Origin of the sequence: Halobacillus trueperi, from assembly GCF_003386945.1 — a bacterium.
Lineage (GTDB): Bacteria > Bacillota > Bacilli > Bacillales > Halobacillaceae > Halobacillus > Halobacillus aidingensis.
The window spans coordinates 16,450-41,735 of record NZ_QUAE01000024.1 but is presented as its reverse complement, the minus strand read 5'-3'; the positions used below and the strand labels follow the sequence as shown (position 1 = coordinate 41,735).

Genomic DNA, 25,286 nt, shown 5'->3' with positions numbered 1-25,286 from the left:
ACCAGCCGTTACTCGTTATTGATTTTACCGGCTTGCTTCACTTGTGCATTTTGGATATTCAACCCATTTTCTTTGGCAATGCTCAAAATCCGATCCGGGTTACTGAGTTCTTTCACCTGATAAGCAAGGTTTTCATTGTGGGACTCCTGTTGTTGGATCTCTTGTTCAAGACCGCGAATATCACGGTTGATTGTATCTGTCTGAGCAGATGTCTGCACTAAAAACACCGACGCTGCCAGCACAGCAGTCGTTGCAAACGAATAGAGGAACTTCTCCCCTGTACTGATCCATTTCTTCTTTTTATGTACCTTTACTTTGGCCTGTTTCTGTCTTTCAGGCTGCTGTAAAGGCTGCTGTTTTCTAATCTGTTCAGCACTCATGTTTGTTTCCACCCTTCATTGAATTCGAATTCCTTATTCCAAGGTTTGACTTTCTCGACAATCCTCAGTTTCGCAGAACGTGAACGACGATTCTCTTCGAGCTCTGACTCATCGGCTACAATAGGCTTTCGGCTGACCAATTGAAAAGGTGGCTGTTTATCTTCCGGGATCATCGGGATGTTTTTCGGCAAAGGAGGGTTTGTACTCCATTTCTTAAACGCCTGCTTGCATAAACGATCCTCTAAGGAATGGAAGGTGATCACAGCGATCCGCCCACCAACCCCCACCACTCTTGCTGCCTGATGGAGACTGTCCTGAAAAGCACCCAGTTCATCATTGACCGCAATACGGATGGCCTGGAAAACCCTTTTTCCAGGGTGGCCGCCTTTTCTTCTGGCAGGAGCAGGGATACCTTCTTTTATGAGTTCAACCAATTCTCCTGTCGTTTCAATCGTTTTTTCTTCTCTTGCTGCTTCAATTTTTCTTGCAATCTGCTTTGAAAACTTCTCTTCTCCATATTTGAAGAAGATGCGGACGAGATCCTCATAAGGCCACTCATTGACAACTTCTTTTGCACTGAGTTCTGCTTCCTGGTTCATCCGCATATCAAGCGGAGCATCCTGATGGTAGCTGAACCCTCGCTCTTCTACATCCAATTGGGGGCTGGAAACACCAAGATCATAAATAATACCATCGACTTCCGTTACCTCAAGCTCTGCTAATTTCTCTTCCAATTGACGAAAGTTTGCATGAACGAAAGTAATACGGTCCTGGTAATCTTCCAGACGGTCTTTTGCAGCTTTCAAGGCAACCTCATCCTGATCGAAAGATATTAATCGACCTTTGCCCTTCAAGGCTTTAGCAATCGCTTCGGAGTGCCCGCCGCCTCCTAAGGTACAGTCGACATAAATGCCTTCTGGGTCCAAATCTAAATGTTGTATGGTTTCACTTTTTAATACACTGTAATGTTCAAACATGGTTTCACTCGTTTCTATCGATCAGATATCAAAATCCAACATATTTTCTGCAATTTCAGAGAAGGACTCTTCCGATGCCTCGAAATAACTTTCCCATTCATCATGACTCCAAAACTCTATCCTATTGGATACGCCGATGACGACACATTCTTTTTCTAATGATGCATATTTTCTAAGAGGTTGTGGAATGTTGATTCTTCCTTGCTTGTCTACTTCACATTCAACAGCTCCAGAGAAGAAAAAGCGGGTGAAAGCGCGGGCATCTTTTTTAGTTAAGGGGAGTTTTTTCAGCTTCTCTTCAAGCAGCTTCCACTCGTTCATAGGATAAGCAAACAGACACTGATCTAAACCTCGGGTGAGGACAAAGCTGTCACCAAGGTCCGGGCGGAATTTCGAGGGTACGATGATCCGTCCTTTTGTATCAATGTTGTGTTGAAATTCACCCATGAACATAGAGTTCCCCCACCTTCTAATTTCACCTTACCACATCGCCCCACTTTTCTCCACTTACTTTTTAATCATTCTCTTCCCATGAAAAAAATCCTGCCCGTGAAGGCAAGATTTTAAAGGGTTTTATTGTATTTTTTTGTGGTGGGAGATGGTGGAGGACCTACCCTACAAATATACGACATAATGATCGTTTCTAAAGCTCAAATGGTGTCTGTTCATCTGCTGAAACACCGTCGTTCCGTACTCATTTACCCATGGGACGATGCTCCACATCCTCTCTTGCAATCCACCACCAGGATGGAGCGTCCATTCCATGTTTTCAAACTGATCCATCTCATGTTGATGACGGGATTCCATGGAGTGGTGCAGTCGTTTCTCTAAAAAGTCGATGTTTTCCAGGATATACTCTAAATTCTTCTCAGCCAGTTGACCGAGATCCGCACCTAATGACGCTGATTTTTCACGAAGTGGTGCATGAATGCTGTCTATTTCTTTCTTCACCTGTTCAGTTAGATGGTGGACTTGAGGCGTACTTTGGGAAGCGATCCAATTCATCTTCTTCTCTTTCACTCCAGATCGGATCACTTCATCCGTAGGAATATGGAATTTTTCCAGCTGTTGGCCTGTCTTCCTGTCAATCATAGTAAAGGATAGACGCGGAAGGACAGGCGGCATACATAACCCCGCCGCTTCAAAAGCTGGCTTTAAAACAGACCAGTAATTAATTTCTCCCGGACCTCCGATAAAAGCGAGGACTGGGAAAAGCGCCTCCTGCATCAACGGCCTTGTCACCACATTATTGCTGAGAAGCTCCGGCGTCTCTTCGGCAACCTTCAAAAGCTCTGTTTCCGACAGGACGACTTCATTGTTTTTCCCTCTATAATTCCCTTCTTCATCTCGGACCAGCAGAACTCTTTCACCTTCGAAGCTATAGAATAAGTGGGCGTCATCAAGCTCACTATCCAGAAGTGTCTCATACCCTTCCTGCCGGTTTTTCTGCAAGACCGCGTACACACCACTGGCCATTTCTCTATTTTTTTCAATCATCGTGCTGAAGTACGGAGTTTCAAGCCGGCGGACTTCTGGGTCGTGAGCATCGATTAACACGAGTCCTTCATCAGGAAAAAGATGATAAACCACTTTAGCAAAAAAGTCGCTGTACGTGTCGGATTCTTTCAACAACCTTTCCGCTTCTTTGTAAAAGTCCTGCGTATGCTCTGTTTCCTTAACCATTCCGAAAACATTCTTCAACCAGGACGAAGCTTTTTGCTGATCGATGGTGATCTCAGAAACGGAAGCTTTTGTCTCAGGGGTATGATCGATGGTCATCTTTTCCATGCCGTTTCCCTGTTTCATCATGATATGGTGAATCTCATCAAAATCATGATCCTCCCCAGCAATCCAAAAAACAGGGATGACCGGTTTACCAAGGTCTCTTTCCTTTTCCTTCGCAAGCTGCAAAACGGAAATGATTTTATGCACGGAATAAAGTGGACCTGTAAGCAAGCCAGCTTGTTGTCCAGCGATGACAACGACACTTTCTTCATCTTTCAACTTTTCAATATTGTTAAACGTTCGCTCAGGAGCCTCCCACCTTCTATTCATATGATTCAGCACATCAGAAAGCTCAGCCCTTTGATACGTTTGATTCCTTATTTCAGATAACCGACGCTCCCAAGTAGATTCTTCAAACGGGTGGTGGTTAAACCGATCAGCTATTTTTTCATAATCGTTTTTATAGTCACGAAACAATGTTTGTTTCGGTTCAAGTTCAATCGGTTCCATACGCATCTCTATACGACTCCTTTATAGGCAATAGTTACATGATTTAATTATGTATCCTATTGTATTGTACAAAAAACCACCACAGACTTCACATTATCTGTTTGAAACCTGTAAATTCAATATAAGCTACCTATTCTGTTAGACTCGGTTTCGAGATGTTTGTTGTGTGGATAGGGCTGCGGGGAATGGCTCGCTTTCCGCGGGAGCGTGGTGAGCCTCCTCGAGCTTCGCTCTGCGGGGTCTCACCATGCACTTTTTTCCCGCAGGAGTCTCCCCATTCCCCTCCGCCCTTTTGCCATATAAGTATCTCGAAACCACTTCCGGAATAAGCTGCTTTTATGTCCATGGTAATTGGAGGGGAATGAACTCCTAAGGACGCTATTCTGCATACGAAAAGCTTTTTATAGAGCGCTTTGTGCTTATAACACCAGGATAGTGGAAGGAGCCCTCCCACAGTAAAGGGATTCGTTTCTCACCTTCATGGAATGGGGTGGTTGGGAAGCTGGGAGACTCCCGTGGGAGAAAGGAGATAGGCGAGATCCCGCAGGACGAAGTCCGAGGAAGCTTGCCACTCCCCCACAGGAAAGCGAGTAGCTTCCCAGCCACCCCTAACGATCAACATGGCAAACGAACCCCGAAAAGTCTCGAAACCGAGTCTTCAAGAATCCTGCCATATACTTTAATAACTAATAATGAAACTTAACATGCGAAGGAGACTTTCACATAGGTAAGCACAGCCTTTTTGATTGAGGCTGTGCTTATTGTTTCCTTCTATTATTTTATGTCGGACTTAAAAAATCATGTAAAAGCACTGCTCAATCACTAGCTGAAGAAGACTCTTGTTACAAGACCAAACGTGCTCAACCCCATATAGAAAAGGATGAACAAAAGAAAACTCACGCGCCAGAATCCTTTGAGTGCGCGGAAGAGGCGGACTTCTTCATTTATTCTATATTGCGCGACCATCGACATTCCTAAGAGGATCAAAAGGAAGACAATAATGAAAGGTAGAAAGCTTCGGTCAAACAAGACGACAAGCAGAACATGGACCGACATAATAAAAATAGGCGCGGTATAGTTCGCTGTGCGGTGCAGAGCCTTTAACTTATGTTTGCTCCATTTTCTTGCACATAGATAGAAAATCACTAAGAAAGGAAGAGGCAGAGTAACCAGAAAAGCAACCGTATAGACAATCAGATCACTCATCTTTTTCGAACCCCCCTTTCATATTCGAGTGCATGAATCGCATGCACGACGAAGTGATGGTAAGGAAGTGGTTTTTTACCATAATCAAGGATGTAACCACTAATGCTGTCCACTTCTGTCAACCTATTTTCTGTAATGTCCTTCAACATCGAGGAATAATTTTTTCCTGTTGTTTCGGCTATTTCCTTCACTCGGTTCCATTCTTCAGAAAAGGAAAGGCCTAGAACGGAGCAAGCTTCTTCGCACAACAAGCGGGCCAGTTCGTTTATGGATGGGTTCGTGAGGATAGAACGGTTCTGTTGAGAGAATAGTGCAGTAAGAGGGTTGATTACCGTATTTATGATTAATTTGCTTTTTAACATAGGCTCATATTGTTCTTTAAAAAAGACTGGAAAATTTGCGGTATGTAATTCGTTTGAAAGGGCTTGTCCATGAGTGGGGTCCATTCTATTATAGACAGCTATTTGAATATTCCCCATTCCTCTATGATCGACTTCGTTCGGACCTTTAGCCAGTGCTCCATGTTCTATGACACCGACACAACTTTTCAAACCGGATTGTGATAGTTTTTCCAAATGCCCCATCCCGTTTTGAAGGAATAAATAGGGGGCGTCACCTGGAAGGTCTTGTTCGAGAAAACCATCCATCGCATGTTGTTTGATGGTCACCACCCATAAGTCGTAACCTTCACTCATTTGTGTAACAAGATGCGCATAAACGGGCACAGGTTCTGTAAATTGTTCGCAGATGATGCCTTCCGCCTCAAGTTTTTTTCTTTGTTCATCATGTTTGACAAACATATGCACTTCGTGATGTTCACCTAGATAGGCCCCTGCCAATAATCCTATGGAACCTGCCCCTATGATTCCAATTTTCATGACTCTCTCCTCATTTCGTACTAATCTGCTTCACTATTGTAGCAGATTCCGAAACGATATTGCAGTCGATTCTTGTCCAATGTATTATTATTCATTTCATTCTGAAAATTTTTATATTATAATAAGGCTATAGACAGATATTTGAAAGGGGATTCTTTCATGATGACGAAAACAAGAGTTCAACCTTTATTAGTGAACTATAAGACACTTGAGGAGTTTAAGCGGTTCAAAGAATATGGGAACCAGGAACTTGCGATGCTCGAAGACTTAGAGAGCAATATCGTGGAAAACGACAGTGAGTCGCCATTTTACGGAGTGTATTATGGAAGCGCTTTAGTTGCACGCATGAGTTTATATCGAGTCAAAGCGAAGTATGACCATTATTTCGATCCTTCCCAAGACTATCTGGAATTGTGGAAGCTTGAGGTCCTGCCGGATTACCGTGGGCTGGGTTATGGAAAAGCGCTCGTAGAATTCGCTAAAAGCTTTGATTTGCCGATTAAAACGAATCCTAGAATCAATTCTCATGGATTTTGGGAGAAGATGGGTTTTCAGAAAGCTCATTATGACGTAGAACGTGACCTTGGGGAGAATCCACTGATTTGGATGCCTTCAGGCGTGGAAGAAAGAGACGTAAACGCATAAAATATGAATGAGGCCGCTACACAATGTTGTAGGGGCCTTTGTTTATGATGGTAAATGATATGAATGGCTGGAGAAACAATCGTTCAAACACCACTCTCACTTTTTCTTTTTTCTCTTACCCAATGGACAAGTTTATCCATTTCATTCCACGCTGCTTCCCATTGCTTCAATTCTTCTCTAAGCTTCTCATTATCTTCATTGAGCTTTTTCAATTGGGTCTCTAAATTTTCTTTCCCATAATCTTCGAACTGCTTTGTTTTCATCTCTTTCAGAAACGAGATGGCGGCATCCAAAGACATCGGTGTATCGTCTGAAGACTTAGAGGATGAATAAATCGTCCGTGTGGCTTTACGGCTGTTTTTAGCATCCTGGATTTCTTTCTGGTATTCTTTCCTTACAGTCGCATTCCATCTGAACCCACATGCAGCAGGTGTTCTGTGCAATTGTTCAGCCACTTCCTGGAAGGCTTCCAGCTGGGTCTTCCCTTCACGAATGTGCTTCAAAACCGTTGTTGCCAATAACAGATCTTCCTCGTCCTTCCAGGCATCTTGTCTTGGGGCATCCATAGCATCCCTCCTCTATCGTTTGCTTATAGTTATGCAGGAGGAATGATTGATAGAATCGCATTTCTCATCTTTTTCTCTTAGCTTCAAAGTTTCGAACCGCTTCTTTATGCTCATTTGATTCCCATAACAGGGAGCATTGCCTGACCTCACGATCCATACGTTCAGAGAGCGTTTGAAAATCCATGTGCTCCATATACTGCCGCTTAAAAATTTTCATTTGTTCAGGAGTTTTGTTAAGAAAAGATGAGAAAATATCTTCTCCCCAGTTTACTGTAATCATCTTATGTAACCAACCGATTCGATAGACTTGCTTTGCTGTGTACATATCAGCATCCATCAACCAATGGGCAGCTACGTCACTTTTCACCCGCTGGTATAGAAGCGTGCCTCCTCCCCATCCAGGAATTATGCCTAAATTGGCTTGGACGAAACCAAAAGAAGCGCTCTCTGTTCCATATCTAAAATCACACGCCGTTGCAATTTCACACCCACCGCCCCTTGCTTGTCCATTTAAGACAGCAATCGTAGGGACAGGAAAAGTTGCTAGCTCATACAGAACTTCTTTCATCGGATGCAGCGTCGCGTAAGCTTGTTCAGCATTCATTTCACCATGAAGTTCACGCAAATCTCCACCTGCGCAAAAAGCACGATCCCCTGCACCTGTGACGACAAGGAATTTCAGGTTTTCTTTCTTCAACTCTATGACCGCTTGATAAAATTCTTTCGTCATTTGTTTCGAAATCGCGTTCATCTTGTCTGGTCGGTTCAAGGTTAAAACCGCATACCCCTCTTTTTTCTCTACTAGAATTAGTTGTGACACTCTCTCCACCCCTTCCAATACTAATGTACCAGAAATCTATAGAATTTGTTCAACTATATGGCAGGATTGTAGAAGACTCAGTTTCGAGACTTTTGTGTAAGTGGATGGGGCTGCGGGGAATGACTCGCTTTCCGCGGGAGCGCGTTGAGCCTCCTCGGACTCCGTCCTGCGGGGTCTCACCTAGCACTCTTTTCCCGCAGGAGTCTCGCCATTCCCCTCCGCCCCTTTACCATACCGGTCTCTCGATACCACCTCCGTAATGAGCCGATTTTACACACAGGTAAAGTGGAGTGATAGTAACTCTCATGGACGCTTTTCTGGATGCTAAAGCTTGCTGTAGAGCGCTGTGTGCTTATAACGCTAGAATAGTGGAAGATATCCTTTCATCGGAAAGGGGTTCGTTTCTCTCCTGCATGGAATGGGGTGGTTGGGAAGCTGCGAGACTCCCGTGGGAGAAGGAGATAGGCGAGATCCCGCAGGACGCAGTCCGAGGAAGCTCGGCGCTCCCCCACAGGAAAGCGAGTAGCTTCCCAACCACCCCTGACTCCTAATACGGCAAACGAACCCCAGTTATCTCGAAACTGAGTCTTCCAGAAAAGGGAGCGTTAGTGGAAGAGTTTTTGGACATAAAAAAAGACCTGACTGCTGTCAGGCCTTTCTTTGATGAACTTAGTCGTTCACCACTTGTTTTCCATTATATTGTCCACAAGATTTGCAAACATGGTGTGGTTTTGAGTACTCGCCACAGTTATCACACTGAACCATTCCTGGTGCGTGAAGTTTCTTGTGAGTACGACGTTGGTTTTTGACTTTCTTAGACGTTTTACGCTTAGGTACTGCCATGTTGTACACCTCCTTTAAGGGATTTCTGAGAACCATAACATATTGTTTTACTCGTTCTCTTCTTCATTTAATAATGATTGCAGTTTAGCCATTCGAGGATCCACTTTCTTTTCCTCAGGTTCCTCTGTAACCACCTGCCAGCCCTTCCCTTCCTGGGGGGCTGCTTCATGAGCCTCATCATCATTGGAAAAAACGCGAGTCGGAATCTCCAACTGTACATTTTCCTTGATATAAGGCGTTAAGTCAAGCACTTCTCCATTCACGGAATGAACTTCAGAGTCATCTTCTTCTGTATGGTAAGGTGACAGATTAAATGCCTCCAGAGCATCAATGTGAAATGGATAAGTCACATCAACTAACGTTCGGGCACAAGGCAACACCATTTCTCCATCAATCGAAAAAGTTACCGTTATATCATTTCCTCGAGTCATTGCTTGACCTTTGACATGAACAGGGGAAATCCTGCGAATGTCATTGTTCAGTTGTTCTAATTCGCGAATATCTACGTCATCCTCAAAGTAGAACGGCTCATCACCTGTCTGCTTGAGTTTTTGTAGAGGAAATTTCATAGTTATCACCTCATGGCAACAAGAGTTATTGTAAAAGGATTTCGCTGATTTGTCAATATTTTTTCTTTACAGCATATCCTTATTCTCGTGCGGTTTTAATAAGATTCTCATATTTCACGGTCAGGAATGCGAAATTTCCATAGTATCATGATAAAATAAACCAAACACTTGTTCAATAGTAAAGAATCGGATGGGAGGATCTTTTGTGAAATCATGTGGAGTTGTTGTTGAATATAATCCTTTTCATAATGGACATCTTTATCATTTGGAAGAATCGAAAAAACATGCAGAAGCCGATTGTATGATCGCCATCATGAGCGGGAACTTTTTACAACGTGGAGAGCCTGCCATTATCGATAAATGGTATCGAACGAAAGCCGCGCTCCATGGTGGTGCGGACCTTGTACTCGAGCTCCCTTTCCTTTATGCGGTTCAACATAGCGATTATTTCAGCCAGGGAGCCATCCAGACGCTTGCGGAAGTCGGGGTGGACAGCATTTGTTTCGGTAGTGAAAACGGCAGGATCACTGCGTTCACAGAGGCCTTTGAGCATATGAATAAACACCAAGAAGAGTATGATGTGACCGTGAGAAGGTATTTGAATGAAGGATACTCCTACCCAGAGGCTTCCCGCCTTGGATATGAATCCATTGCTTTCCCCTCGGGTTCCATCGATCTCACTCAACCGAACAACATCCTTGGTTATAGTTACGTGAAACAACTTCTTACTTATGCTCCTGATATCGAACCACTGACCGTATTACGGAAAAATAATCACTACCATGATGAAGAAATCCATGGAAAGATTGCAAGTGCTACAAGTATCCGAAAAGAATTGCTCGAAGAAGAAGGCATGACAGAAAAGGCAGAACAGTCGCTTCCCCCTTCCACGGTCGAGGTCTTACATCAGTATAAAAATAACCATGGCATATGGCACGACTGGGAAGCTTATTTCCACTTGCTTCAATACAAGATCATGACGATGGAGGAAAGTACCCTTCGCTGTTTCCATGGGGTCGATGAAGGTTTGGAATATCGTTTGAAAAGGACCATCAAAGAAGCTACAACATTCCATCAGTTTATTTCTTCATTGAAAACGAAGAGGTACACATGGACACGTCTCCAGCGAACCCTTGCCCACATCCTTGTAGGAACGGACAAACAAGAGGCCCGCGTCTTTTTAAGAGAAACACCGCCTCCTTATGCAAGGATCCTTGGTATGTCGGAAACCGGAAAAAAATATTTACGCGCCGTGAAAAAAGAAACCTCCATACCACTCATTACTCAACCCCAGCAGCTCGATCATGAAATGTTGGATTTGGAAGCAAGAGCCGCTGCCGCCTATTACAGTGTCTTAACCCCTGAGCGTAGAGTGGATCAATTGAAGCGAGAATACGGCCCTCCTGTCATCCATTCATAAGCGGGACAACAAAATCCTTCCCTTAAGATCTCTAAGGACGCGAGTGTCAAGGAGCTTAGAGATGATTTCACAGCGGAAGGCTACTGAATAGTATTTTATACTCTCTAAACAAAGTTAAAAACAGCCGCTCCCTCCTTGGAACGGCTGTTTTCTTATGCTTCCTGCTTCGGCTCTAAGTCTTGCAGATAATCTAACGCATCTTGGAAGGTATCCACAGGTACGACTTTCATGTCGGTATCGATTTCTTTCGCCGTTTCTTTGGCGATTTGATAGTTGGATCCTTCTCTTCCCTCTTCATTCGGAGCAAAGAAAACTTCGGCACCGTGGTCGGAAGCAGCCACCACTTTTTTATCAATGCCTCCAATTCTGCCTACCTGTCCTTCATAGTTGATTTCACCGGTACCTGCAATTTCATAACCTTTTGTGATATCCGGTTCTGTCAATTGATCATAAATTTCCAGCGAAAACATCAGTCCGGCACTCGGTCCTCCGATTTCACCACTTTTGACGTTCACCTTTGGATTCACCTCCACTGTTCGGTCGGTAACAAGCGAAATACCGACACCGACTTTGTCAGGGTTATCAGGGAAAGGAGCCAGTTCAAGTTCCCGTTCGATTGTCTCCTCATCTCTCACAATGGTGAGCATCACGGAATCCCCTTCACCCTTGTTACTAACATAGTCGATCAGGTCGCTCGTCTCTTGAATGTCCTGACCATCGACCTTCACAATCTGATCGCCCGTTTCTAAAATCTCTTTTGCCGGCATGCCTTCGATCACGTTCATGACATAAACTCCTTCGTAGTTGATGTCAATTTCTTTGCCGGCTGCTTGATAGGCGACGACTTTGGAAGCTTCTTGAGAAGATTCCATCATTTGCAGCTGGGCATGAAAATACTCTTCCTCCGACACCCCTTCCGGCCGAATATCTTCTAATGGGTAGATTTGATGGAATGGACGGACCTGGGCGAGTACCCATTGGATGGGTGTCGCTTGTCCCCCACGGACGGTTACAAGATGCATCTCCCCTTCACTGTCGAAGCCGCCCTCGACTTCGACAATGTCATTCAATGCATCCGCTGTTCCCGGCTTATAAATATAATAAGGGAGGCGGAAGGCCCCCAGGAATGCCACGATAAGTACAGTTATAATTCCGGTGATGATCAGTCTACGATTTGCTTTCATTCGTCATTTGACTCCTTCCACGCAGCGAGCTTTTTCTTTATTTCTTCTATGCGATCTTCCGCTGCTTTCTCCCCCGCCTCTACAATTTCCTGGATCTTCGTAAAAGCCCGGGAGCTGAACTTGGATACATCCGGCTTGATCATCACATCCGCATCAGAGGAGACACCAATAGCTGTAACTAATTCATCCTGCATAATATCAATGCTCTGTGTGATCACATCATAGATGGAATTAATATTTGGATCGGAATCAAAATGCGCACAATCCACTGCAATAATGAATGCTGCTCCCATATCTTTCACAACGGAGACAGGCACACGATCAATGACCCCTCCATCAATATAAAGACGGTCGTCGATTTTTTCAGGAACGAAAATCCCGGGAATCGCAATGCTTGCTCGGACCGCTTCACTTGCAGGACCTGTCGTAAAGATTTTTTTCTCTCCGGCATACAAATCCGTTGCCACAATGGACATCGGCGTTCGAAAATCCTCGATGTTCTTTCCAAACGTGAAAAGCCGGATGTATTCCTTGATTCTTTTCCCTTGCACAAATCCCATTTTGGGGACAGTGAAATCCAAATAATACTTCCGTTTAAACGTAAAGGCGAGTTTATACATATCTTCAATTCTTTGTCCAGCAGCAAAAAAAGAGCCAACGAGCGCCCCCATGCTGCTTCCTGCAATAAAATCAACGGGAATATCATGTTCACGAAGGACCTTCAGAACACCCAAGTGTGCAAAACCACGCGCCCCTCCAGAACCTAAAGCCAACCCGATCTTTGGTCTCGCCACTCGTCATTCCTCCTTCATCCATGTGGTTTATTTTATGGAATAAACCATTCCCTTATGAGCGTACACATGGAATAAAGACAACCTGTGAGCACGCGTCGAAATCTATTCCCATTCTACTATTCCTATAATGAGAAGTACAGAAAACAGCCATGTCTAAGGAGGCGTTCTCGATTTCCAAATTGAAAACCGCCGCATTGACGCTGCTCGCTTCGGCGCTTGCGGTTTCCTTGATTTTATATCCACGCGATGCCCTGTCCGCTAGTCTCAGGGGCCTTGATCTTTGGTGGGAAATCGTCTTCCCTTCCCTTTTACCATTTTTTATAACCGCAGAATTTTTAATCGGATTCGGTGTTGTCCACGGACTCGGTGCCCTTAGTGAACGGTTCATGAGACCATTGTTCAATGTCCCCGGATGTGGCGGGTTCGTTTGGGTGATGGGCATGGCAAGCGGCTATCCCTCTGGAGCAAAATGGACCGCGGACCTTCGTAAAAAAGGACAAGTGAGCCGTGTAGAAGCAGAGAGACTCGTTGCTTTCACAAACGCTTCCAGTCCGCTTTTCATTTTCGGAGCGATCGCTGTAGGATTCTTCCACGATGCAAGCCTTGGCATTCTCATTGCCATCGCCCATTACGGCGGGAATTTTCTAGTGGGCATCGGCATGCGCTTTTATAAGAGAAATGATCAGGAACGAAGCATGGACAGGGCTTCTTCATCATGGAAAGGTGCTTTCAGTAAAATGCATCAATCCCGGCTGGAGGATGGCCGGACGCTGGGGAAATTGATGGGGGATGCGGTCACACGATCTGTGGACACGCTGCTTATGGTCGGTGGTTTTATTATGCTTTTTTCCGTCCTTACAGAATTGTTGAAGCAAACGGGAGCTATTCATATTTTTTCGCACCTGCTCTTTTATACAGGACTCCCAGAAACCTTCCATGTTCCTTTTACAGCAGGCATGCTGGAATTGACGACAGGCATCGGTGCGATTACCGAAACACATGAACCATTGCTCGCTCAGCTTTTGATCGTAAGCTTCATTCTCGGTTTTCACGGGTTTTCGATTCAGGCGCAAATCGCAAGCATCCTCGCTGAGACGGATATTCGATTCAAACCATATGCACTGGCAAGGATTGCCCATGGTTTTGTTGCAGCAGGACTGATTTATGTGTTGTATTTCGTTTACCGTCCTTTTCAACAGCAGAGCATGCCAATCTGGAATCCTAATGAAAACTTCACGACCCCCATTCTCGAATTTTTCAATCATTATGGACCCCCGATTACTTTGCTCATGATCATGCTCATGATCGCGGTCAAATGGAACAGTGAGCGTAAAATGAAAAAACGATCCCTACGCATTTAATCCGTAGAGATCGTTTTTTAACTTCCTTAAAATTTTTCCGAAAGAGCTTTTTCTACAGGGGGCGGTACAAGGTCACTGATGTTCGCTCGGTATTTCGCCACCTCTTTGACAATGCTTGAACTCAAGAAAGAGTATTGATTGTTTGTCATCACGAAAAACGTTTCAATATCTTCATTCAGCTTCCGGTTCATGGAAGTGATCTGCATTTCATATTCAAAATCACTGACAGCCCTCAAACCTCGAATGATGGCATGCGCTCCTTTCTCCTCTGCATAATCCATCAAAAGGCCACTGCAGGCATCCACTGACACATTGTCGATATCCTTTGTTACTTCTTCCAACAATTTCTTGCGTTCGTTCACATCAAATAGAGGAGATTTACTCTGATTGTTAAAGACCGCCACGATCACGTGGTCAAAGACTTTGGCCCCTCTTCGGATAATATCCAAATGTCCATATGTAACGGGATCGAAACTTCCCGGGCAAATCGCAATACGTGTCATACCCTTCTCTCCTTACTCAAAAATCGATACACCAATATTACTTCCATAATGATCGGTTTTCATACGTTTCAGACGCCCCACTTCTTCAGGTATTTCTTCTGAAGCATCGTGTTCACAAACGATGGTCGCATGTTCACCGACCAATTCAAATTCTAAAAGCGCTTCCATTAAGTCCTGATAAGAAAACTTCTTATAGGGTGGATCAAGGAAAATATAATCGAACGTCAATCCGCGCTTACCAGCCGCCTTGATCGCGCGCATGGCATCGGTCTTGAAAACTTCTGTGCGCTCATTAATGTCGAGCGTTTTTATATTTTCATAAATGGTTTGGATCGCTTTTTGCTGTTGATCGACGAACACACAAGAATCCACGCCCCGGCTCAAAGCTTCGATCCCTAGACCACCGCTCCCGGCAAACAAATCCAGAGCTTTACCGCCCTCGAAAAAAGGGCCGATTCCATGAAAGACCGCTTCCTTCACCTTATCTGTCGTCGGTCTGGTTTTATGTGTAGGGACAGATTTCAACGGACGTCCCTTAAATTCACCAGCAATCACTCGCATCCTGTACACCTCACTTGTCAGCATTCCCCATAATCCTACCACAAAACAGACGTTGCAGGGAAGTACAGGGTGTGGAAGTGGCCTGGGAGACACGACAAGCATAAGCAAATCTGCGGAGTGGCGGGCTTTGCCACAAAGCAGAGTTGCTTATGTCTCGAGTGTCTGGGCACTGGAACCGGATTAATAGGGTGTGGAGAGGGGCTGGGAGACCTGACACGCATAAGCCAAGCGTTGCAGTGGAGATGTTTTCCCTCCACGGAAACGATTGGCTTATGTCGCGAAGGTCTGCCCCTCGGAACCGGATTACCAGGGTGTGGAAGGGCCCAGACACTACGCCATCATAGAATTTTGCACATTTTTTTCATTCAAGTGAATAAGGTGGTTCAGCAACGTACATACTAGCACTTGAAGCGGATGATACTGCTTCTGAAAACGGAGAAGGCTTACATCCCCATAAGCTCTTCCTCCGGTTTCTCCTCTCCCTTTACTTTTTTGTTTCATCTCTGATGATTCAGAAAAGCGGGGTCGCCCGTAATGGGCGGCCCTATTTTTTTGCCCTTATTTAGTTCTGGTCTTAAGGTCTATATCAAACAACTCCTGAAGATCCTTCCATTTCATAAACGGAGAATCTTCTATCATGATCAATAGTTCCTCTCCCATCCCAAAGCTTTCATTATTGACAATAAACGTCAGTTGATCTACATAAAAGCGATACTCCTTCCCGGGCATCTCTAGACGATAGACCTCATTTTTCTCAATTTCTGTAAGTTCATAATTCAGCACACGGCTGATATCAGATAATGAAAGATATGATGAGCCGTGATAATGAACGATAAGATCTGTAACAAGCTGATCATGATAATAGACAGGCTTATCTTCAGCAAAGTACAGGCTATCTTCTGTAGGTGCCTCATAGTTTTGGAAAAAGGATGTTTCGGTTTTAAATACGCTTGATAATGCTTCATCAAGGAATAGTCCTAAATCTTCTATGCTTTCAGCTCGCAGCAGACGTTTTTTCCACAACATGAGTTCTTCTTCTGATAGCGAAGCTGCTATTTCACTCGCCATCGTTGTTTTCTTTTCTGTAAAAACATCTTTGATGACCTTTAACTCCCAAGGTTTTTCTTTTGTGGTGACTTTTCTCAAATGTTCCACCACATATTCCGCTTGCAAGGCCTTCAGTTTTCTTCCTTCAACCTTCATAAGATTATCAAATACTTTCGTATCGGACTGATCAAGCTGAATCAAAACAGGGCCTGTCCACTCCAGGAAATTTTGTATCTCCTGTTTGACTTCAGCCGAAAGCTCTGTTTCTGCTTCATATGTAATTAAACTATTTCCTTTCTTCCATAAGGAGACTTCACCTTTTCTTGTGAGAGGCAATGAATCATCTATGGAAGAAAACTTATAATAGCGCAGGTTATCCATTTGGATATCACTTTTCTTAGCAGCAGGAACAAGCCATGGGTCTTTCACCTCATCATAATCCTGTATCGTCAAAGAAAAGGGTTGCTGCACCGGACGATCCTCTTTCTTCAACACGAGCATCCACTCGTTGATGACCTCGTTTGCGGGCATCGGCATTGTATAATTCACAAAAACTCTTCCTCCCTTCTCTAAAACCATTTCGGGAGTCTCTTGATTGGTTATCCGGCAGGGCGATTCTTTTTGTGAACACTCCATTCCTGTTGCTTGTTCCGGGGGCTCAAGCGTGTAGATTCCTGCTTTTACGTGTTCATATGTATAGCCAAACTGTAGTTCATTTTCTTTAACAGTCATGGAAACGTCCAGGTTTGGAGATTTGCTGACTTTTTCATTCCCCGCTTCTGCTTGGTCCCATTGATAAAGGAGCATGAGGGTGGACACACTGAGAAGTAAAGCTAGCGGTATCCATATACGTTTCATCCTGCTCCCTCCTTTTCCAATTTACATGCACAAAGTTTCGTGCTACCTTTAATTTGATTGTTTAATAGACTGCTCTCAATGTTTATTCCGGATAAGCTCCCTTTTTCTGGAAGACACAGTTTCGGGACTTTTGTTGAGTGGGTGGGTGCTGCGGGGAATGACTCGCTGGGAGCGCAGTGAGCCTCCTCAGGCTAACGCCTTGCGGGGTCTCACCCTGCACTTTTTTCCCACAGGAGTCTCGCCATCCCCCTCCGCCCCTTTACCATAAGAGTGTCTCGAAACCACTTCTACAATAAGCAGCTTTCCAGCGTAATGAAAGTAATGATTAAACTTTCAAACAAGCAGCTAGTTGTATCCGAACGCTTGCGATAAAGGGCTTTTCAACTAGAATGTAGTGGTTATGGAAGACGCTCCATTCGTGTATGTGGGTTCGTTTCTCATATCCATCGAATGGGGTGGTTGGGAAGCTGCGAGACTCCCGCGGGAATGGATTGGCTGGCGAGACCCCGCAATGCGAAGCACGAGGAGGCTTGCCGCCATCCCCGCAGGAAAGCGAGTTGCTGCCCAGCCACCCCTGACGCCCAAACTAAGCAACGAACCCCAAACGTCTCGAATTCAAGTCTTCCACAATCCTGCCATATACTTTAATAACTAATAATCAACGACTATCAGAGCTGATTAGAAAGGATGTACATATCTATGATACAAAAATTCATCGAACTTGGCGAAGGTTATGCGGATATTTATGAACTGATCGACCTCGGGATACGGATGCCTGAACGCATTCAGCATGCTATCGCTTTCTACAGTGAAAAAAATGGCGAGCCGGTCGCTTCTTTATCTTTAGTGATGAAGCCTGCGCATAACGATAAATTCCAACCGATCTATATTTGCAGGGAAGGCATCCCCAACCCTCATGAAAAGCCGAATCAACGCTTTGAGATGTATAAAGAAATGGTCGAGCAGGCAGGAAAAGAAATCGCGGAATTCACCATCAAACCTTCCAACCTTTTTCCTGAAAAAGAGCTTTTTTATCAGCATTTAATTGGAATTCTTCGAATGAATAAATTCATCGCCCCATTAAGCTGAGACATCGCAATCATGAACCCGCCAATATCAAAAAAGCGTCCGCTCTAGAAGCGGACGCTTTTTTTTGGTGCAATCAGATGCCCATCTTATAATCATACTGTTTGGCTTTGTCAGGCTTCGCCCCTTCGTATTCCGTGCGAACTTCGGGTTTATAGGAAGGAACAACACGGGAAACGAATGGTAAGCGTTCGAGCTTTTCCATTTTATACTCGATATCTTCCTGGTTCACATACAATAAGGCATACTTCATTTTCTTGGATGCGTGAATCAGATGACCATGTTTCTTAATCTGTCTGATGTTTTTCATATGTTGAAAATATACAATTAGTCCTTGTCGTTTTGTTCGGATCATTGTTTGACTCTACTCCCCATCGAACATAATAGATTAACGTCAGTTTACCAAATATCCCAGCTTACGGCAATGAGGAGGTTGGTGTTCATGCTTACAGACCATGAACGGGCATCCCTTGTTTTTGAAGAGCTTTTACAGAAATCAGACGAAATTACTCATGTATTTTTCAAAAAGGTCGCTGGAATCCCTTTCGTCTATTTGCAACCGGAAGAAGGGACAACAAAACAAGATGTGGAAGAAATTTTAAAGTGGTGTGCCTCAAAAGCGATGAAAGGAAAACGCCTGACCCTTGCGATGAGCTATGTACGCAAGAATCAGGCGCTCTATATTTATCGTGTCCGCTTTTTAGTTCCCCAGCGGAAAATGTTCTGCTGTGGGAACTTATGCGACGACTGTATTCGATTTACTGACCCTTAAGAAGCGCAGCCACAGCTGCCGCCGCTTCCGCATCCACCACTGCACCCTGTATCGGTAAGCGCCATGCCGTTTTTCGGCACTTTGATTTGCTCACTTACACTGAAGGCTACACTTTCGCTGATTTCATCCAGCAGCTTCTGGATATTGCGTTCAGCTTTTTTGAAATGCGCTACCGTCTCATGCATATCCATCTCTCTTTTTACGGAGCGGACTTTTTTCATGATGGTATTGTAATCGGGATGATAACGGCCGAAACGCTGCACATCCTCGTAATGCTCTTTCATATCTGCAAAGTTTTTAATGAGCCTTTGCGCCTCTTTATCATTCTCAAGAGCGTTCTTAGCCTCCTGGTATTCTTGCATGGTCTCTGAATGCAAGACCATCTGCCCAATCGATTCAGAGTGGTCCAGCAGATCGACAATTTCCATTGTAGCTAGCATAGTACATGTCCACCTCCACCTTCTATCTTATCAAATAGGAAAGCAGATGGAAATGAAAGATCTTTTCCATCTGCCTGATTTTAGTAATAAGGGTATTCCATTTCCTTCTGATTTTTACCTGATTCCTTCTTAACGTTGGTGATCAGCTGCTGAAATTGCCCAATCGCTCCGTTCAGTTCATCGATTTGTCTTGAAACTTCTTCCCAATTGATTTCTTCCATCAGGCCACCCAGCTGTTTGATCCAGTCCATTTTCGCTGTAGAACTTTCCTTTTTCGCAGATGGCAGGGAATCCCAAAAAGGGTCATCTTCGCCGAGGATCATATACTTCTCGTAATAACTTTGAATCAATTTATGATTTTTCCTCAACTGTCCCTTCACTTTCGGGTGTTTGTTGACAAAGGCTTTGAACTGCTGGACGCTCGGGTGCAATTCATTTGTACTCATACCTTTTACACCTCACTGTAAGAACTACAGTATAGCCTATGCAGAAAAGAAACGGGCGTTCATGGGACAGTCAAGAAATTCTGTGTATAATACCTTTGATGAACGCCGACACCAAGGTGTGTGTAATGAGGATCAAGCAGGGCTTTTCTGTGCCCTGGACTGTTCAACCAACCATGGACCGCTGCGGTGGCATCTACATATTGGGAAGCAATGTTTTCCCCGGCTCGCACATATAAAATCTCCCCCAGACGCTCTTTCAAACCGTCACCATTCTGGGAATAGTGAGAAAAATAATTGTTTTGATTCATATCCCGGCTATGGGCGTAGGCGACGAATGAAGCTTCTTCGTGCTCCAAAAGAGGACCGGCATCATGGAGAGCACGCACGCCATTTGTAATCGATAGGATTTGCGCTTCCATTCCATCTTCGATTTTGCCCCATGCCTTCTCGTCCAAGACCTCTTGAAAAGGAAGGGTACCCCGATAGACGACTTTGTAAGGTTGGTGCTTCAAAAGAATATCATTCCTCAATATCCGAATCGCAAAAATTTCTTTCGTCACGTTGTCAAAATATAACTGCGCGGTCCAGCGATCCCCTAAAGAAATCACAGGTCTTTCAGCGATATCCCTTTCTGTCAGCTTCAGGGTATAAGCTCCTTCACTATCCAGACGATAGGACGATTCAAAGGAATATGATTCAGCAACCTCTTCGTAAGCATCATGAACACGAACGGGTCCCACATCCTTCTTAAAAAGAATCCCTGTGACTATTTGTCTTTCCTGAATCCCGAATTGCATCTCGATCTCCTCTTCAGATCCATAAACCCACCAGTCGTATCCATATTCACTAGGATCTTTCCTGAGCGGCTCCCCCATTTCCTCCAATAATTCGTCAGAGGATAACCCACGAAAAGAGAAAAAGTCCGCTTCATTTTCAGACTGGGGTTGGCCAACGGTTTCTATGGTAGTTTCTGAAAACTCTTCGACAACCTGTTCTTCTAAAGGAGGATTGAACAGGAGGATCAATCCGGCGAAAGAAAGAATAACCAAACATATGATCACGGATTTTTTTATCATATCGGACTCCTCATTAAAGACCATTTTATTTTATGTATAAGCGTATCGGTTGGAGGCTATGATTAGAAAGAGATGATTGAGCCTTTTCTTAAAACGAAAAGAGCCTGCTCCCATGGAAGCAGGCCCGTGTAATTAGTGAAGCTCAGGACGCTCCGAGATATCCTGCAATGCAACACCTGCTGCATGGTCGGACATTTCTTCTGTCGATAAGTCACCAAGAGAAATGATGCCGGATAGTTTCCCGTTTTCAACAACAGGTAAACGACGTACCTGGTGCTCGGCCATGATTCTGCTTGCCTCTTCTAGTGAACAATCTGGTGTACAGCTGTACATGCGATCACTCATCACTTGTTGAATCGGTGTAGAATCAGGTTTTTTCGCTGCATACCCACGAATGACTAAGTCACGGTCTGTCACCATACCCATGACATTGCCCTGATCATCACAGACAGGAATAGCTCCGACATTCTTTTCTTTCATCATAGAAGCTGCGTCACTCAACTGGTCATTCGTATGACAGATGGAGACATCGCTTGTCATGATATCTTTTACACTTTTCATGAAAGATCCTCCTCATTAATCATGATCAATGTTTATTGTCCCCGTTTTACCGAATTTATTACATGCATCCGGTTTCCTTTTATAGTATAATGAGAACGTAATCACAGATATTAAACATATGGCAGGACGTTTGTCATGCCAAAATTGCAAGCATTACCTTTTCATACTAAAATGAGGTAAGATACATAACAATTGCGAGGTGGAACAAATGAAATTAGAAGGTACTGGGATTGAAGGTCTCGTCGTTGACTACAAGCCATTGACAGAAATCATGGAAAGAAATGGATTCATCCTTGGAGGATCCTGGGATTATGAGCGTGTTACATACGATTATAAAATTCCCGCTCCAGAAAAAAATATTACCTATTATATCCGCATCCAGGGATTTGCACTTGAAGGGGATGTAGATAAAGGCGATGCTGTTGTCCGTTTGATGAAACCGCTTCTAGGCCGCCACTATTACCCACACGGTGTAGAATATGGCCACCAGGAAGGGTTTACAGACAGCATCATTTCCAAAGCGAAATCATTGGTTTCCAAAGTGAGTGAACCTGCGAAAAAATACCACAGCCAAGTTCCAGAACATGTGGTCTTGGACAAGCTGAAAAAATGGGCGGAAGAGAACGAAAACCAGGAAGTTCTTAAAAAAGTCGAAGAACTATCCACGGATTCCGATCGCCGCCGTATATAATCATTCATCCACGCTTTCCGGATGAACTACAGTCGCACATCATTGTATGGTGAGCGACTTTTTTAAAAGGGAGTAAAGACTGAACTCATGTTTGGTCTATGGGGGAAAGGAGACTCATACATAAATTGTTCCGTTATCTATCAAAAAAACAGTGGATTTTATTATTAATATCCGCTCTACTCATCATTGCAGGGTATTTCATTTTACCTGTCTCTATTCCATTAATATTAGCTTTCGTTACGGCACTATTCCTAAATCCGGCGGTAAGATTCATCCAGTTCAAGTTCCGGATCAACCGGAAAATGTCCGTGACGATTGTTTTCTTATTGTTCCTTGTCTTTCTTGGACTCTTGGGAACATTCGCTGTGACCCGTGCTGTCACCCAAGTCGTACAACTGGCAGACAACGCCCCGCAGTACATCAATCAAATCAATAATGTGCTGCTGGATTGGGAAGATCACATGGCTAGTTTTTCACAATCAATGCCGAAAGAATTCGTGGATAAAGTGACAGCTGAAATGATGAATGCCATCGACCGGACGACGACAGCCATTTCTGAAAAGCTGCAGCTGTCGAACATAGCCGCCGCTGCTGCTAAGATACCTGAGCTGCTCGTCAGTTTTCTCGTTTATTTAATCGCATTGTTTTTGTTCATGCTTGAACTTCCACGATTGCGAGATAAAATGCACGCTCAGTTCACGGAAGCCACTTCTGAAAAAGTGAAATTCATGAACGCGCGTCTTTCCTATGTCGTATTCGGATTTTTAAAAGCACAGTTTCTCGTCAGCATCATCATTTTCGTCGTCTCATTGATCGGTTTATTATGGATCGCTCCAGATATCGCTTTAATTATGTCGCTGATCATTTGGGCTATCGATTTCATCCCTATTATCGGTTCCATCGTCATCCTGGGCCCATGGTCGGTGTATATGCTTATCGTCGGCGATATTGCGATCGGGACAAAGCTCGGTTTACTAGCGATCGTCCTGCTTGCCATCCGAAGGACAGTCGAACCGAAAGTCATGGGAAGGCACATCGGATTGTCACCGCTTGCCACGTTGATCGCCATGTATTTAGGCTTACAACTGATCGGCCTCCTCGGTTTCATCCTGGGGCCACTCGTTGTCATTGCTTTCAACTCTGCAAAAGAAGCCGGCATCATTCGGTGGAATTACAAACTCTAATAAAAAACCTGAAGCGACGCTTCAGGTTTTTATAATTCTTTATTCGCCGTATTTTCTTTTTGATGGATTTTTTTCTCTTTTTTAAAAACAAGAATATCCATGCTTCTTCCCGTATGATTGAATCCGTTATTAATCAGTACTTTTTGTGAAGGGATATTATCTTTATCACACTGCGCTTCAATCCCTTTAACATCCGGATGCTTAAAAGCCCATTCACAGAGCGTTTGCACGGCTTCTGAAGCATAACCGTAATTCCTTTCTGAAGCGACAACATGATAACCAATCTCTACATTGCCTTCCACGTCCGGTTTGCCTTTGAATCCGATATCACCGATCACATGCTCACCTGCCGAATCAATCATGACCCATGGGCCGAATCCCAATTCATCCGAATCATTTTCCAACCGTTCTGCATACATAGGCATAAGTGCTTTCAAGCCGTCATGAGGCCAGTTTTTATTCCATGGAAGTTGGAACTTGTAATAAAAGGCGAGCGAATTTTTCATCAGTGTCTGCGCAAGGTCTAAGGTAATCGGGAATAGATGTATTCTCTCTGTTTTCAATTCCATTGTGGGTCATCCCTTTCCTGTTTTTATGTATATGGAAATTTATGCATCCATACACTGTTTCCCTTTACCAACACAAGATAAACCAAAAACAACGAATCGTTGATCAACGACTCGTTGTTTTTCTTTACGTTCCTAATATAGCTTTTATCATACTTGTCGTCGTACCACCATCATAGATGATGTATAACAGCATATACACGGCAACCCCCGTAACAGCGGTACAAAACCAGATGATGCTCGTCACCGGACCAATTTTACGATGTTTCTTAATCTTACGTTTAAAAGCGAATGTCAAAGTCACTAAACCGAAGACGGCACCTACAGTCGCAAGTAAAATATGAAAAATCAAGAAAATCGTATAAAAGATCTTTACATCATCCGGTCCGCCAAAGCTGGTGTTCCCCACAAAAATCGTACGGCTTAAATAAATAATGAAAAAAGTCAGAGCACTGATGGCAGCTGCAATCATCACTTTCCGATGCGAGCTTCTCTTATTTTTTACAATCAGTACCCAACCGATCGCGACGAGTACAGCACTTAAGACAATGAAGAATGTACTCAGTGTCGGCAATAACGGCATACTTTCACCTCTTCCCCTCTAGCAACTCTCTAAGATTCAGTCTGTACTTGACTTGGCAGTGGATCAATCGTATCTCTTTCCCTGTTGAACCAACTGAAGAAAATATAAGCGATGATCGCACCAAAGATCACTTCCTGAGCAATCTTCATGATGATTCCACCTAACTGCTGATCTTCAATCAAAGGCATCGGTGTAAAATAATTCGGACCATTCAAATTCGATGCGAGACCGTTCAGGACATCCGCAGGTACGCATAAACTCATCGCCTGCATCCATGCTCCTGCTTCTGAGTAGGTTTCATAAAGCGGTGCTCCAGCAAAGATAATCAGCCCACACGCCGGGGTAATCAGCACACCATTGGCGAAAATGAAGCCGATTTTTAAAATCGGGCTTAACCTGTCCAAACGCTCCAATGGAGGAAAAACAGAAATCCACATACAAAAAGCGATGAACAATATGATCGTTGTAATCACGGTGTGTGCCAGGTCACTGGATTTTGCATAATCGAACACGACAGGCATGTGATACATGGAAAACAGTCCGTTGAATAACAACAAAGAAATTAATGGTCGTGTAAGTAGATGGAGCACCGACTTTATGCCTCTTGCAGCAAAAACTTTTTCCCATATCCATAGAGGAATTCCTTTGATGACCAGAATCGGAAACAACAAATAATAAATTGCCATCTGCGTCATATGGGCTGTGAACATAATATGCCCGAGCAAGTCTACAGGAGATCCTTTAACGATGTATAAAAGAAGCATCCCGCTGTAAAACATGAGTTGCTGAAAAGTACTTGGACGGTCCGTTCCTTTTTTACGTCCAGGTCCTGTTATGTAAAAATATAAGCCTGATAATAACAGAACGAATACAAAATAATATGGGCTCCATAAGGCACGGAAGCCGAATATTTGAAGTTCTAACCACATTGGTGTCTCACCCCAGATTGTTTTACTTGTTCTTCTCCATTTTACCTAATTATCGCCGAAAAAACGAGCACACATAAGGAATTCATCTATTGTTCATAATTTAGT

At 43.9% G+C, this 25,286-nt stretch carries 30 protein-coding genes; 7 read left to right on the top strand and 23 right to left on the bottom strand.

The genetic code is table 11. The features are described from left to right. Window positions 1-8: 8 nt before the first annotated feature. From ftsL to DYE48_RS18505, 6 genes are all read right to left on the bottom strand, one after another. Window positions 9-380, bottom strand: a complete 372-nt coding sequence (ftsL, locus tag DYE48_RS18535; RefSeq protein WP_115824860.1) for a cell division protein FtsL — start codon at window positions 378-380, stop codon at window positions 9-11. Then, a complete protein-coding gene (rsmH, locus tag DYE48_RS18530) occupies window positions 377-1,357 on the bottom strand; it encodes a 16S rRNA (cytosine(1402)-N(4))-methyltransferase RsmH (RefSeq protein WP_115824859.1) in 981 nt (326 codons plus the stop codon). The genes ftsL and rsmH overlap by 4 nt, the downstream gene beginning before the upstream one ends. Before the next feature lie 21 nt (window positions 1,358-1,378). Further along, window positions 1,379-1,810 carry a division/cell wall cluster transcriptional repressor MraZ gene (mraZ, locus tag DYE48_RS18525; RefSeq protein WP_089652804.1) on the bottom strand — a complete coding sequence of 144 codons (432 nt, stop codon included), beginning with the start codon at window positions 1,808-1,810 and terminating at the stop codon, window positions 1,379-1,381. Window positions 1,811-1,972: 162 nt separating this feature from the next. Then, complete coding sequence (gene bshC, locus DYE48_RS18520) at window positions 1,973-3,598, bottom strand: bacillithiol biosynthesis cysteine-adding enzyme BshC (RefSeq protein ID WP_115824858.1); 1,626 nt, start codon at window positions 3,596-3,598, stop codon at window positions 1,973-1,975. Window positions 3,599-4,414: 816 nt separating this feature from the next. After that, a complete protein-coding gene (locus DYE48_RS18510) occupies window positions 4,415-4,798 on the bottom strand; it encodes a DUF3397 domain-containing protein (protein ID WP_089652802.1) in 384 nt (127 codons plus the stop codon). After that, a complete protein-coding gene (locus tag DYE48_RS18505; RefSeq protein ID WP_115824856.1) occupies window positions 4,795-5,676 on the bottom strand; it encodes a 2-dehydropantoate 2-reductase in 882 nt (293 codons plus the stop codon). Before DYE48_RS18505 ends, DYE48_RS18510 begins: the two co-directional genes overlap by 4 nt. A 159-nt stretch (window positions 5,677-5,835) precedes the next feature. Here DYE48_RS18505 and DYE48_RS18500 point away from each other — a divergent pair, with 159 nt between their 5' ends. Further along, window positions 5,836-6,321 (top strand): N-acetyltransferase, encoded by a 486-nt coding sequence (locus DYE48_RS18500; RefSeq protein ID WP_089652800.1) that lies wholly within the window; start codon window positions 5,836-5,838, stop codon window positions 6,319-6,321. 83 nt (window positions 6,322-6,404) lie between these two features. Here DYE48_RS18500 and DYE48_RS18495 read toward each other — a convergent pair whose 3' ends face one another. The 4 genes from DYE48_RS18495 to DYE48_RS18475 form a co-directional block, all read right to left on the bottom strand. Then, the gene (locus DYE48_RS18495; protein ID WP_089652799.1) at window positions 6,405-6,887 is read right to left on the bottom strand and encodes an RsfA family transcriptional regulator; all 483 of its coding nucleotides are present in this window, start codon (window positions 6,885-6,887) and stop codon (window positions 6,405-6,407) included. Between the two features lie 64 nt (window positions 6,888-6,951). Then, complete coding sequence (locus DYE48_RS18490) at window positions 6,952-7,707, bottom strand: enoyl-CoA hydratase/isomerase family protein (RefSeq protein ID WP_115824855.1); 756 nt, start codon at window positions 7,705-7,707, stop codon at window positions 6,952-6,954. A 669-nt stretch (window positions 7,708-8,376) separates the two neighbouring features. Continuing rightward, entirely contained in the window at window positions 8,377-8,550 is a 174-nt protein-coding gene (gene rpmF, locus DYE48_RS18480) for a 50S ribosomal protein L32 (RefSeq protein ID WP_035505553.1), read from the bottom strand. A gap of 47 nt (window positions 8,551-8,597) precedes the next feature. Further along, on the bottom strand, window positions 8,598-9,119 hold the full coding sequence (locus tag DYE48_RS18475; RefSeq protein WP_115824853.1) for a YceD family protein: 522 nt from the start codon (window positions 9,117-9,119) through the stop codon (window positions 8,598-8,600). 205 nt (window positions 9,120-9,324) lie between these two features. Here DYE48_RS18475 and DYE48_RS18470 point away from each other — a divergent pair, with 205 nt between their 5' ends. Further along, a complete protein-coding gene (locus DYE48_RS18470; protein ID WP_115824852.1) occupies window positions 9,325-10,539 on the top strand; it encodes a nucleotidyltransferase in 1,215 nt (404 codons plus the stop codon). 152 nt (window positions 10,540-10,691) lie between these two features. On the opposite strand, the gene DYE48_RS18465 is transcribed toward DYE48_RS18470, so the two are convergent. Together DYE48_RS18465 and DYE48_RS18460 are read right to left on the bottom strand one after the other, a co-directional pair. Next, a complete protein-coding gene (locus DYE48_RS18465; RefSeq protein WP_115824851.1) occupies window positions 10,692-11,723 on the bottom strand; it encodes a SepM family pheromone-processing serine protease in 1,032 nt (343 codons plus the stop codon). Next, complete coding sequence (locus DYE48_RS18460; RefSeq protein WP_115824850.1) at window positions 11,720-12,517, bottom strand: patatin-like phospholipase family protein; 798 nt, start codon at window positions 12,515-12,517, stop codon at window positions 11,720-11,722. Before DYE48_RS18460 ends, DYE48_RS18465 begins: the two co-directional genes overlap by 4 nt. Window positions 12,518-12,666: 149 nt before the next feature. Between DYE48_RS18460 and ylbJ the strand changes: the two genes are divergently transcribed. Further along, on the top strand, window positions 12,667-13,878 hold the full coding sequence (ylbJ, locus tag DYE48_RS18455) for a sporulation integral membrane protein YlbJ (protein ID WP_115824849.1): 1,212 nt from the start codon (window positions 12,667-12,669) through the stop codon (window positions 13,876-13,878). Window positions 13,879-13,904: 26 nt separating this feature from the next. On the opposite strand, the gene coaD is transcribed toward ylbJ, so the two are convergent. From coaD to DYE48_RS18440, 3 genes are all read right to left on the bottom strand, one after another. After that, on the bottom strand, window positions 13,905-14,381 hold the full coding sequence (gene coaD / locus DYE48_RS18450) for a pantetheine-phosphate adenylyltransferase (RefSeq protein ID WP_115824848.1): 477 nt from the start codon (window positions 14,379-14,381) through the stop codon (window positions 13,905-13,907). Between the two features lie 12 nt (window positions 14,382-14,393). Continuing rightward, window positions 14,394-14,942 (bottom strand): 16S rRNA (guanine(966)-N(2))-methyltransferase RsmD, encoded by a 549-nt coding sequence (gene rsmD, locus DYE48_RS18445; RefSeq protein WP_244199477.1) that lies wholly within the window; start codon window positions 14,940-14,942, stop codon window positions 14,394-14,396. Window positions 14,943-15,500: 558 nt separating this feature from the next. Further along, complete coding sequence (locus DYE48_RS18440; RefSeq protein ID WP_115824846.1) at window positions 15,501-16,847, bottom strand: hypothetical protein; 1,347 nt, start codon at window positions 16,845-16,847, stop codon at window positions 15,501-15,503. A 699-nt stretch (window positions 16,848-17,546) separates the two neighbouring features. On the opposite strand from DYE48_RS18440, the gene DYE48_RS18430 reads away from it, so the two are divergent. Beyond that, complete coding sequence (locus tag DYE48_RS18430) at window positions 17,547-17,936, top strand: DUF7147 family protein (RefSeq protein WP_115824844.1); 390 nt, start codon at window positions 17,547-17,549, stop codon at window positions 17,934-17,936. A 73-nt stretch (window positions 17,937-18,009) separates the two neighbouring features. Here DYE48_RS18430 and DYE48_RS18425 read toward each other — a convergent pair whose 3' ends face one another. Then, on the bottom strand, window positions 18,010-18,288 hold the full coding sequence (locus DYE48_RS18425; RefSeq protein WP_181898701.1) for a YlbG family protein: 279 nt from the start codon (window positions 18,286-18,288) through the stop codon (window positions 18,010-18,012). An 87-nt stretch (window positions 18,289-18,375) separates the two neighbouring features. On the opposite strand from DYE48_RS18425, the gene DYE48_RS18420 reads away from it, so the two are divergent. Then, entirely contained in the window at window positions 18,376-18,705 is a 330-nt protein-coding gene (locus DYE48_RS18420) for a hypothetical protein (protein WP_115824843.1), read from the top strand. On the opposite strand, the gene DYE48_RS18415 is transcribed toward DYE48_RS18420, so the two are convergent. The 4 genes from DYE48_RS18415 to DYE48_RS18400 all read right to left on the bottom strand — a co-directional run bounded on the left by DYE48_RS18415 (window position 18,702) and on the right by DYE48_RS18400 (window position 21,228). Further along, entirely contained in the window at window positions 18,702-19,145 is a 444-nt protein-coding gene (locus DYE48_RS18415) for a YlbF/YmcA family competence regulator (protein WP_115824842.1), read from the bottom strand. The genes DYE48_RS18420 and DYE48_RS18415 overlap by 4 nt on opposite strands. Before the next feature lie 80 nt (window positions 19,146-19,225). Beyond that, window positions 19,226-19,591 (bottom strand): spore coat protein YlbD, encoded by a 366-nt coding sequence (gene ylbD, locus DYE48_RS18410; RefSeq protein ID WP_089652787.1) that lies wholly within the window; start codon window positions 19,589-19,591, stop codon window positions 19,226-19,228. 59 nt (window positions 19,592-19,650) lie between these two features. Next, entirely contained in the window at window positions 19,651-20,667 is a 1,017-nt protein-coding gene (locus DYE48_RS18405; protein WP_167449548.1) for a CAP domain-containing protein, read from the bottom strand. 132 nt (window positions 20,668-20,799) lie between these two features. After that, complete coding sequence (locus DYE48_RS18400) at window positions 20,800-21,228, bottom strand: CBS domain-containing protein (protein ID WP_115824840.1); 429 nt, start codon at window positions 21,226-21,228, stop codon at window positions 20,800-20,802. Window positions 21,229-21,436: 208 nt separating this feature from the next. Between DYE48_RS18400 and DYE48_RS18395 the strand changes: the two genes are divergently transcribed. Together DYE48_RS18395 and ytvI are read left to right on the top strand one after the other, a co-directional pair. Then, window positions 21,437-21,919 (top strand): YugN family protein, encoded by a 483-nt coding sequence (locus DYE48_RS18395; protein WP_115824839.1) that lies wholly within the window; start codon window positions 21,437-21,439, stop codon window positions 21,917-21,919. Window positions 21,920-22,044: 125 nt separating this feature from the next. After that, window positions 22,045-23,103, top strand: a complete 1,059-nt coding sequence (gene ytvI / locus DYE48_RS18390) for a sporulation integral membrane protein YtvI (protein ID WP_115824838.1) — start codon at window positions 22,045-22,047, stop codon at window positions 23,101-23,103. 29 nt (window positions 23,104-23,132) lie between these two features. On the opposite strand, the gene DYE48_RS18385 is transcribed toward ytvI, so the two are convergent. From DYE48_RS18385 to ctaG, 3 genes are all read right to left on the bottom strand, one after another. Next, entirely contained in the window at window positions 23,133-23,672 is a 540-nt protein-coding gene (locus DYE48_RS18385) for a GNAT family N-acetyltransferase (protein WP_115824837.1), read from the bottom strand. A gap of 124 nt (window positions 23,673-23,796) precedes the next feature. Continuing rightward, entirely contained in the window at window positions 23,797-24,252 is a 456-nt protein-coding gene (locus DYE48_RS18380) for a DUF420 domain-containing protein (protein ID WP_115824836.1), read from the bottom strand. Window positions 24,253-24,281: 29 nt separating this feature from the next. Continuing rightward, window positions 24,282-25,181 (bottom strand): cytochrome c oxidase assembly factor CtaG, encoded by a 900-nt coding sequence (gene ctaG, locus DYE48_RS18375; RefSeq protein ID WP_115824835.1) that lies wholly within the window; start codon window positions 25,179-25,181, stop codon window positions 24,282-24,284. Between the last annotated feature and the right edge of the window lie 105 nt (window positions 25,182-25,286).